Below are 9063 nucleotides of genomic sequence, written 5' to 3'. Positions count from 1 at the left end.
TTCTTTTCCAGCACCGTGTATTACATTCGCTTATTTTCACCCGTCAATGGCCGCTGGGCCTGGCGTCCTTATGCTTACCAGTTGATCCGGGAGCTGACAGGGCTCCCCGGCCAGGGACTGCTATCGCTGACGGAGTCCGAGCTGGCCTTAAAGCACCTGCGTAACCTGGATCCATACGCCCTGCTGGAGATTAAACAAATCGATCACCGTGAGCCGGAAGATGACTTCATTTACACGTGGAGCCCCGTGCCCAGGTACGACTAACCAGGACTGCCCTTGGACAGCGTGCATTTGCGACAGAAGCAGTTTGTCGCCCTGGAGTTGCTGGATTCCTGGTAAAGTCCACTGCTCTACCGTTTGGCCAGTGACAGTCTGGTAACCTGGGCCGCGCTCCCCAGCGGGTGCAATCAGATCTCTCTATCCCTGGCCAGCATTGATGCAGGTGTTAAGTGTGCCTTGGTGAGCGGCCTTGCCCCGGCAGGCCTGTAACCAGCAGGGCCGCTACTGCCGTAGTGGTCTTGCTGCGCTGGCTACGCTTTCCCGTTGGATAAATACGAATCCGCCAGGGGGCTGCTTTTCGTAGGTAGGTTTGTTTACCACAGCCCCTTATGCCCTACCAGCCTACTTCCACCTTTGAGCAGGCCGCCTACCTGCTCAAGGGAATAGCCCATCCCTTGAGGATGCAAATTCTTAAACTTCTGGAGCAGACCCCGGGCCTGAGCGTGACCGATCTGATGGACAGGCTTCAGGCGGAGCAGTCGCTGGTGTCGCATCACCTGACCAGGATGCGCCGTAAAGGCCTGGTAGTAGCCGAGCGGGAGGGTAAGAACGCCTACTACTCTCTATCGGATCAGCGCTTTGTCACTATCATCGATCTGATCCTGGACAGCCGCCAGCTCAAGGCCTTGCTTGGTAAGGCGGCTCGTGGGCTGGCCACTTAGCCTTTGTCAATAAGCCGCCGGTGCTCTGTCTGTGGCCAGCGCCAGGCTGGTCAGGGCATGCCCAGGGTCGTCCGCACCCGCTCCTCACTGTACAGATCGCCGATGACTTTTCGCCTGGGTAAGGGGGATACCTTAACCAGCGTTGGCACGGCCAGTATCTGATGGTCTTGGGCCAGCTGGGGATTGACCCGTAGATCAATGACGTGGATCGTATAGTTTCCCCTCAAATACCGCTCGCAGTACCTTGTCAGATTCAGGAGCGCCCGCTGGGAACGGAGGTTATTACCAGCCGTGTAGAGATGTACCCAGGGATGTTGTTCTACGTCCATGTCTGGCTGATCGGCTTCCACTCCTTGACTTGTTTAAGCGGTGTATTCTGACTCCGCTAAGCTAGAGCGGATCACCTATATAAAACCAGGCTATTGGCCTTTAAGCGAGCCTGGAGGCACACTGCTCGGCAAGGATTGAGTTGCCGATGCTGTTTTATCCGTCGGCGGGTAGCGGGTAGCCGTCGCCGCGCGATGGCAATCAGCTCCGTACCGATCAGCACCAGGTGAGGCGTGTTACCAAAGTTGATTTGGGTCAGGTACGCCAAATTAATCAGGCTCGACTTGTGGATCCGGCAAAACGCAGGGCCCACCAGCAGGGGTTCGAGGCGCTTGAGCGTTTTGGAGGACAGGTAACGGCGACTGGCCCGGAGCCGTAGAAACGGGGGCTCACCCGGTGTGAATTAGCCAGATAAACTGCAGGGGCAGGCGTGGCTATTGACTCACTGAAAGAACATCCTCAGCCCCTTTGGGCCAGTAATGGACCGAGCGCACAATGCCGTAGATGCTGAAATGCTTTTTGACGGCCTGTCCTGCTCTTAATGGCTCCGTTGAGTCCAGGAGCTGGGCCTTCACAAGCACGCTGGTTAGCCTGCGTGGATATTCCCACCTGGCCATCAGCACAGCCGAATCCGTTTTTAGCTTCTCCACCACGTTTCCTGAAATAAGCAGCAGAAAAGTAGCCTGATTTGTTTCCATACCCTGACAGCGGTGTTATGGGCCATGCCCACAGTAGCTACTGGTCACAATATATGTGCCAGTGCGGTAATCAAACCAGTTATGGGAGTAATATACTACATAATAAATAGATTTAATATAACTTTAAGGGGACTGACCTGCTATCATCTGGCTGCCTGCGGCTTTTAGCGGGGAGCCGCTAAACGAGAACGAATGCCACGCCTGGGTAAACCCCTTATCTACCTGCTGATCGGCCTGCTGGCGGCTGGTCTGCTTAGCTGTCAGCCGCCGGAGAAAGAACTACCCGGGGTGGCCAGGATGCAGATCGTGCTGGCTCAGAACCAGATGCCCAAACCCGTGTATTTTCTGGAAGATACCACGCATAACCGGGTTAACTTCGAGCTCTATTACTTCGACGCCAGCGGCTCGTTTTTGACCCTCTCCGACAAACCTCAGTTTCTGGTCAATGGCCAACCGTTTGCGGGCAGTAGCTACATCTTTACCCGGGCGGGGCAGTACACCTTTACGGCCCGGCTCAACAACCGGGTTTGTGACAATCAACTGGATCTACGCGTGAGTCCGGTGCGGGAGTACATTGACCATTTTGTCCTCAGCTCGTTTGTGCCGGTGCTCAACGCGGATTCAGTCAGTCAACTGCCCCTCAGCTACCAGCTCATCACCAAACAGGGTGAGTTTCTGGATCCGCTGGCCTACGCCTCCCCGCGCCTGCGGGCCGACGGCAAGGAACTTGCTGAGAGCAATTACTTTGCCACCGGGCAAGCGGGCATCCATACCCTACAAGCTACCTTCCTGGGGATGGCCTCGGGTGGCCTGGATCTAACGGCCCGGCGAGCGGTTACCTATCCCCTTGTTCGCCTTCCGGTCGTCATTCACCTGGCCCAGAACGTAGATAGCCTCGGGATTGATCCGGCCAAACTCCTGGCCGGTGTTAACCGCCTGTACCGCAAAGCCCAGCGGACGATCGATCCCAATCAGGCTGATAGCTTTCTGGAGTTTTATCCGGCCCCCATAGATCCGGGTGGCCGTCCCTTAGCCCTGGCAGGCTTGCACCGGCTGGCCATCAATAACCCCGCCACCCGTGAGGGGGCCGTAGCGGCCATCAATGCCTTACTTCAGCAGTGGTGCCCCCAGCGCTACATCAATGTGGTCATGGGCATTGACTGGGCGCGCCTTTATTCAGCTAGCCGCTCCTATGCCTACTTGCCTAACCTCCCGCAGGGACCCTCGGAGCTAACCTGTGAGGACTTAGTCAAGGCAAACTGGTCCTCTCCGCCAGCCATTTATCTGAGCGACCCCTACCAGCCCAGCATCTTATCCCACGAATTAGGTCATTTTCTGGGTTTACCCCACACCTTTAGCTCTAGCTGCCCCAGTGGCCCGGCTGCGTTTACGGACCTGCCGAAGCACCTGGAGGCTTTACCCGATGCCAGTGGACTCAAATACAGCTGTGATACGCATAGCTTTCGATCGGAGTACGCCATGGACTATTACGTTCCTCAGCTAAGCTTTACCTACGATCAGGTCAAGCTCATGCGGCGGCTGGTCGAGTTTGGCGGCTACATTCCCCGGTCTCCCCCTCCGGCGGGCAGACGCAGGCGTACGCAGCCCATTGCCCTTGAGAGCGGGCATATTTTATTTTGATGCGCTCAGGGGACATCCATGAACGGAGCTTACGGCGGGACTTGACAATAACTACGCAACCAGATTCCTTAAGCGGCTTAGTGCTACTAGCTGGATGGATTCCCTGGTAGGTGGACCAGCTACTAGGCCAATAGCTTCTTTTCCTGGACCGCAACGTCGGCCAATGAGCTGGCCTCCGCCGCCAGCTGCGCCTTTAGTTTGGTCAGCCCATCGATCACCAGCGCTAAGTCAGCGTGCTGATCGGTAGCCGTTTATGCTTTTTTTGTGTATAGACGTAATAATTTTCATATGTTGATTCCAACGTATATACTTTTACCGTTATTTTACCCGCCAATAGCAAAGCCCGCTTAGGGTGCATCCTGGGCGGGCTTTGCTACGCACTCGTCTTTTAATAGTTGGATAAATGACTACAAAGCCCTGGCCACCTTGCGTCCGGGCTTTTTTTTGAGGCTGGCCCAAGGGAGGGCTTTCTTTAGCTCTTGGTTGGCTAATTAACCGCTGCTCGGCTGGTCTGTTTTAGTAAAGCTACAGGGACCATCCAGGCTGGTGACCAGGTAGTGGTCGCTGGTCAGCTTGCCGTTACAGACTTCCCGCAACCGTTAGTTATCCCTGCTGGGCGTTTGCTTTGGGCTGGTGGCAGGCATAGGTATCCCCTGGTACCACTATTAGCTTTCGGTTATTGTCGCCATAGCCCTGCCAGCTGTGGCTATCCCTCCCGTTTGCCAGCCTGGCCGTCTGGGCAAGTCCTAGAACCTTACCTCAGCGGCTCTGGGCTGAAACTCAACAGGCAACGTAGCCCGGACCAACGAGAACAACCGGCGGATCCTGTCGATGGCCCCGGCTCACCGCTCGGCAGGCAAGAAGCTGGTGCAGATTGCCCAGCAGCATAATGAGGCGGGGTTTCACACCGTCCGGGGCTGCGCCTTTCAGGCCACCCAGGTTAGGCGGCTACTTAAGCGAGGGTAGCCTGCCCTGATCCGTTCGGGACGGTAGTGACCACGCCAACTTAGGAAAGAGGGGTAACCGGCACTTATGGACGTCTACCCGGTTAGCGGATCATCTCAATCAGGCTGGCGTAGCGCTCAAACTTCTCGTCATCCGATAGCAGCGTAAATCCTTCGGCCTGGGCCGTGGCCAGCAGCAACCTATCGAAGGGATCTCGGTGGTCCTCGTAGAGTGGTATCAGTTGATAAGCATCTAAAAGAGTAGTGAAATGGGAAGGAGCTGAATGGACAGCAACTGGGTCATCTCAGCGACAATGTCGGCGCTGGTAGGTCGGGAGTGCAGCTTACCCAGGCGGGTTTTGGTGGCAATCTCGACGAGCGAAACACTGCTGACAAATACCTTGTTGGTCGTATCCTGAATCAGCTGCCCTGGTCGAGAGGGCGGGGTGACCCTGCAGGGCCCAAGTCAGGACGGGGGTATCGGGTAGTAACCGCATTAGATGTAGTCGCTTAGATCATCCAGCGGCCCGGTAAAATAATTGGCCAGCTCAAAGCTTCCCTTCCTGGCGCCTAAGGGGCGCTGGGTCAAGGTCTGCCGGGTTGGCTGCTCAAGGGCAACGAGTGGCTTGATGGCCTTATTGGTCAGGGCCATTTATCGAATGAAGGCAAGTACAACCCGGGCCGTTTGGTCCTGGTCATCAATCTCCAGCTGATAGCTTGCGTGGGACCAGAGCCGCAAGTTAATCGCAACGCCAGCGGTAGGTTTTCTTGCCCTTCACTGGCCGCGCATTAAGTTCTACTGATTCGTTAAGGTTGTATGCTTCTCCCCCAGAAGGGGAACTCTGGGGGAGGATACCCGGCCCGCCTCTTGCCTACTCACCGGTCTGCCCGTTGGGCGCATCTATAGGTTTGGATTGCGGGGATCCCTTCTGCCTCAGAAAGATCGACAGGACTACAATCGAGAGGACCGACAGGAATTCGCTTTGCCAGTTTTGGAGCGACTGAAACCACAGTTCACTAGTCCCCAAAAATTGCCATAGGCTGAGCGATTCAGCCTTGCCCTTAAGGGCGTTCTCTAGGTTGTAGGCCTTGACTCCGCCGATGGCGTGCAGCAAAAAGGACAGCCCAAACAGCAGCAGAAAAGCGATGCTTAATGAATATTGATACAGCCAAAGCAGCCAGCCACCCCGCCGGACGGGCCAGGGAGCATTGGGCCTGCTGGCAGAAGGGGGACGGTCCACGTCGCCGGGTTCATCCAAGCTCTTTGACTCGGCGGATCCTTTTTGGTACAGCTTAACGGTTAGCAGTACGTAAAGCCCCATCTGGAGAAACTCGCTTTCCCAGTTCTCAAATACCGCTTCGATGCAGTGGCCACTAGTCAGGTAGCTACTAAAGGGCAAAGTAGCTTGTCCGTAGTCACTTAATTCATCGTTGAAGGTATGCCAGCCTACTAGCAGTTGACCTCCCAGGGTGAGCAGGGTAAGCAGGACCAGAACCAGCGAAAGCCCATTCTCACGGAGGAATTGTTTCATGAAGTAAGAGGCTATAGCGCCTTGTTTGGTACCGTTGTCTGGCTAGCCATGCGCAGAGCAACCTGCCTGGCAAACTGGTCCTCAGGCACACCCCTAAGGATAAGGCGTATGCTTATTACTCGCCCTGGCTGGTTAGCGCATGAGGCAAGCGAGCGTTCCCCGTTTTTGCCCGGTGCTATTGGCTGTTGACTCCCGCGCTTGCCCCCGGAAAAATCCTCGCCTAGCCAGCCTGGCTGTAGCCCGTTAGGATTAGCTTTTATTCCTTTTTTCCCTTTCGTTGGCTCACTAAACCCTTGAAGATGCCCTATTGGTGACTAGCTGTTGTTGATCCCTTCAAGCTGTTATCATGTATAGTGAGTAATGAAAAGTCCCGGCCTCTGATGAGCCGGAGCCTTTTTGGGTCTTTCTGGTAGGCCCTACCGCTCAACTGACGCTGGTCAGGCAGTAGGCCAAGCAGGCTTGTTCACGACTTGGCCTGATCGATCTTCTGTTCCGTGGGAAGGGTGCTAACGTCCCGCTCCCGCTCGGTCTGCTCAACGTAGACGGCATGCTCAGCGGGCTCGATCTTAAGGCCGAAGTGGTTAGCATAAGCCTGGGTAAACTCGGCCCCAAAATACAGGATAGCCGCTATGTAGTAGATCCAGGTCAGCACCACAATCAGTGAGCCTGCCGCCCCGTAGGAGGAGCTGGTAGCCGTCGTATCGATATAGAGACCAATGACGTAGCGGCCCAGCATAAAGAGAAGGGCCGTAAAAAGTGCCCCCCAGCGTACGTCTTTCCACCCAATCTTGGCGTCAGGCAGAACCTTGAAGATCACCCCAAACAAAAGCGTCACGACCACCGTGCTGATCAAAAAATTAAGGCCACTGATTAAGTACACACTCACCCCGGGCAAAAAGCGGCCCAGCTGATTGCCCAGGGCCAGGACCAGGCTATTGACGGCCAGCGATACCAGCAGCAGAAAGCCTAGGCTCACCACCAGCGACGAAGAAAGCAGCCGGTCTTTGAGGAGTTTGAGCCACCCTTTCTGGGGCTTGGCCTTCACGCGCCAAATCTGGTTGATCGAATCCTGAATCTCAACGAAGATGCTGGTGGCGCCAAGCAACAGCGTACCGATGCTGATCAGCAGGGCCGTATTGGTTTTACCCGACAGATCAGCGTTCTTAATCATGTCCTGAATCTGCTTGGCGGCCTCACTACCCACCAAGCCGTTTATCTGCCCAAATATTTCCCCCTGAATGGCTTCCTGCCCTAAAAACAGGCTAGCCAGTGACATGATCAGCACCAGGAGCGGAGCTAGCGAAAAGATGGTATAGTAGGCCAGGGCCGCGCTCAGCTTCAACCCGCGATCATCCATAAAACCGCTGCCCGCATCGCTCAGCACGATCCAGGCATTGGCAAAAAAGCCTTCCTGGACTGGTTTCTTGGCCTTAGGTGGCGGCATCGCGATGGAGTCGGCAAAGAGCCGGTTATAGAAGCGGGCTAGCTGATTAGACATAAGCAGGGAGAATTACGGCAGTATGAGGGTAATTCTGGCGGACTGCAGGCCACGTGACAACGTAATAACATCGCCTGCGTGAAGTTGTTATGGCCCCCTCCGGCGTGCAAGTTCCCCCAGTGAGCTTCTAGCTAACTAAATAAGCTATCGGGAAGCGGGCAGCGTTCTACCAACTAGGGCGGACTTAGCCGCCCCTTAACCTTTATACGTATGTTTGAGACGATCATGAATCTGGTTCAACAGCACGCTGGCCAGGCGGTTACCAGCAATCCCGCCATTCCCAACCAGCAGAATGATAGCGTTATGCAAACGGTCACGGGCAGCATTATGCAGGGACTGGCCCAGCAAGGGCAAGGTGGGGGTTTGGGAAGCCTGCTGGGTATGGCCACTGGCCAGGGAGCCGGAGTGGCCGCTCATCCAGTTACCCAGGGTGTTCAACAGCATGTTGAGCAGGACCTGATGAGCAAACTGGGCATTTCGCCTCAGGTAGCCATGTCGGTTGCCGGTGCCCTGGTCCCAGTAGTGCTGAGCAAGCTCATGCACAAGGCCAATGACCCCGCTGATTCGAGTGTCGATGCGGGTAGCCTACTGAGTTCTCTAGGCGGCGGAGGTGGTGGCCTGGGCAGCATGCTTGGCGGCCTGCTGGGCGGTAAGTAAGACGGACTTACTGCGGGGCGGCCGTAGGTGTAGATATCATCGCAATCCCGCCTTGCCAGTGAACAAAAGCAGGTAGGTCTACGCCTGCCTGCTTTTGTTTCTTACTCTACCAGCCAAGGAATGCTGGCTCTGGTCAGGCCACCTAAGTTTGACCCAAATCAGCGCCGGGTGAGCGAAGAGGTTTCTGGTCATCTGGCCCCTAGCCAGTTAACCAACTCATTACAGCGGTAGAGGCCTTTAAGGCAGTCCGCCAGCCGAGCAAAGTGCCTGTTTCGGCCTTTGTCTTCTATCGTTCTTTCAGATATGCCAAGTGGTAAGTGGCGGTAATCTTACCCTAAAATTGGGATAAAAATGACGACAGGTAGTATTGACTTGTATTATAAATTAATATTTTTATGCCTTACTTGTAATATATACAACTACCAGTACTCATGGCCAACACAACCGAAAACAGAGAACACTTCGAGGATGAAGTGACGATGATCGAGCCAGAAGCCGTCCTGCGCTTCATGTTATTCAGAACAGCTGACCGGCAATCCTACCGCCCCTTTAACCTAACCATGTGGGTCGATAGGGCAACGGTGCTGGGCAACCGCTACAGCTACGGGAAAAAGCACGAGTTTGAGTTTTTGGATTACTCCGAAGAGTCAGGGGTTTATGTCTCCGCCCTGAAGCCCTTTTTGCAGCGTCTGCCGCTGCCTGAGCACCCCGGTAAGTCAATTCTGGCGCTAACTGTCTTTCTGGCCACCCCTGAGCTGTTTGAGGAAATGGAGCAAGAAAACGATCTAGATTCCCTTGAGCCGCCCCAGGAATTGCCTGGGTTTG

General features: G+C 55.2%; 13 protein-coding genes. 5 read left to right on the top strand and 8 right to left on the bottom strand.

Annotated features, from left to right (window positions below):
* Positions 1–264, top strand: a 264-nt coding sequence (locus tag J2I46_RS32255; protein ID WP_207333238.1) for a hypothetical protein, incomplete at its 5' end; no start/stop codon positions are given.
* 344 nt (positions 265–608) lie between these two features.
* Positions 609–941, top strand: a complete 333-nt coding sequence (locus tag J2I46_RS32250) for an ArsR/SmtB family transcription factor (RefSeq protein WP_207333237.1) — start codon at positions 609–611, stop codon at positions 939–941.
* Between the two features lie 50 nt (positions 942–991).
* Here the strand turns inward: J2I46_RS32250 and J2I46_RS32245 are convergent, their stop codons facing one another.
* From J2I46_RS32245 to J2I46_RS32235, 3 genes are all read right to left on the bottom strand, one after another.
* A complete protein-coding gene (locus J2I46_RS32245; protein WP_207333236.1) occupies positions 992–1270 on the bottom strand; it encodes a circadian clock KaiB family protein in 279 nt (92 codons plus the stop codon).
* Positions 1271–1341: 71 nt separating this feature from the next.
* Complete coding sequence (locus J2I46_RS32240) at positions 1342–1620, bottom strand: LytTR family DNA-binding domain-containing protein (RefSeq protein ID WP_207333239.1); 279 nt, start codon at positions 1618–1620, stop codon at positions 1342–1344.
* A gap of 82 nt (positions 1621–1702) precedes the next feature.
* Positions 1703–1966, bottom strand: coding sequence for a hypothetical protein (locus J2I46_RS32235; RefSeq protein ID WP_207333235.1), 264 nt, complete (start codon positions 1964–1966; stop codon positions 1703–1705).
* Positions 1967–2158: 192 nt separating this feature from the next.
* On the opposite strand from J2I46_RS32235, the gene J2I46_RS32230 reads away from it, so the two are divergent.
* Positions 2159–3607, top strand: coding sequence for a M43 family zinc metalloprotease (locus tag J2I46_RS32230; RefSeq protein WP_207333234.1), 1449 nt, complete (start codon positions 2159–2161; stop codon positions 3605–3607).
* Between the two features lie 780 nt (positions 3608–4387).
* On the opposite strand, the gene J2I46_RS33265 is transcribed toward J2I46_RS32230, so the two are convergent.
* The 5 genes from J2I46_RS33265 to J2I46_RS32210 form a co-directional block, all read right to left on the bottom strand.
* On the bottom strand, positions 4388–4513 hold the full coding sequence (locus J2I46_RS33265; protein WP_262898081.1) for a hypothetical protein: 126 nt from the start codon (positions 4511–4513) through the stop codon (positions 4388–4390).
* Positions 4514–4655: 142 nt separating this feature from the next.
* A complete protein-coding gene (locus J2I46_RS33110; RefSeq protein ID WP_374758115.1) occupies positions 4656–4790 on the bottom strand; it encodes a PIN domain-containing protein in 135 nt (44 codons plus the stop codon).
* A gap of 257 nt (positions 4791–5047) precedes the next feature.
* Complete coding sequence (locus tag J2I46_RS33105) at positions 5048–5203, bottom strand: hypothetical protein (protein WP_229380056.1); 156 nt, start codon at positions 5201–5203, stop codon at positions 5048–5050.
* A 220-nt stretch (positions 5204–5423) separates the two neighbouring features.
* Positions 5424–6083 carry a DUF6766 family protein gene (locus J2I46_RS32215; RefSeq protein ID WP_207333233.1) on the bottom strand — a complete coding sequence of 220 codons (660 nt, stop codon included), beginning with the start codon at positions 6081–6083 and terminating at the stop codon, positions 5424–5426.
* Positions 6084–6546: 463 nt separating this feature from the next.
* Positions 6547–7527 (bottom strand): YihY/virulence factor BrkB family protein, encoded by a 981-nt coding sequence (locus tag J2I46_RS32210; protein ID WP_229380058.1) that lies wholly within the window; start codon positions 7525–7527, stop codon positions 6547–6549.
* A gap of 264 nt (positions 7528–7791) precedes the next feature.
* On the opposite strand from J2I46_RS32210, the gene J2I46_RS32205 reads away from it, so the two are divergent.
* Positions 7792–8238 carry a hypothetical protein gene (locus tag J2I46_RS32205; RefSeq protein WP_207333231.1) on the top strand — a complete coding sequence of 149 codons (447 nt, stop codon included), beginning with the start codon at positions 7792–7794 and terminating at the stop codon, positions 8236–8238.
* A 431-nt stretch (positions 8239–8669) separates the two neighbouring features.
* On the top strand, positions 8670–9063 hold a 394-nt coding region (locus J2I46_RS32200; protein WP_207333230.1), incomplete at its 3' end, for a hypothetical protein.

Origin of the sequence: Fibrella forsythiae (assembly GCF_017353175.1) — a bacterium.
GTDB classification, from domain to species: Bacteria; Bacteroidota; Bacteroidia; order Cytophagales; family Spirosomataceae; genus Fibrella; species Fibrella forsythiae.
Note: the sequence above shows the minus strand (reverse complement) of the source record. Positions and strands in the feature narration are given on the sequence as shown.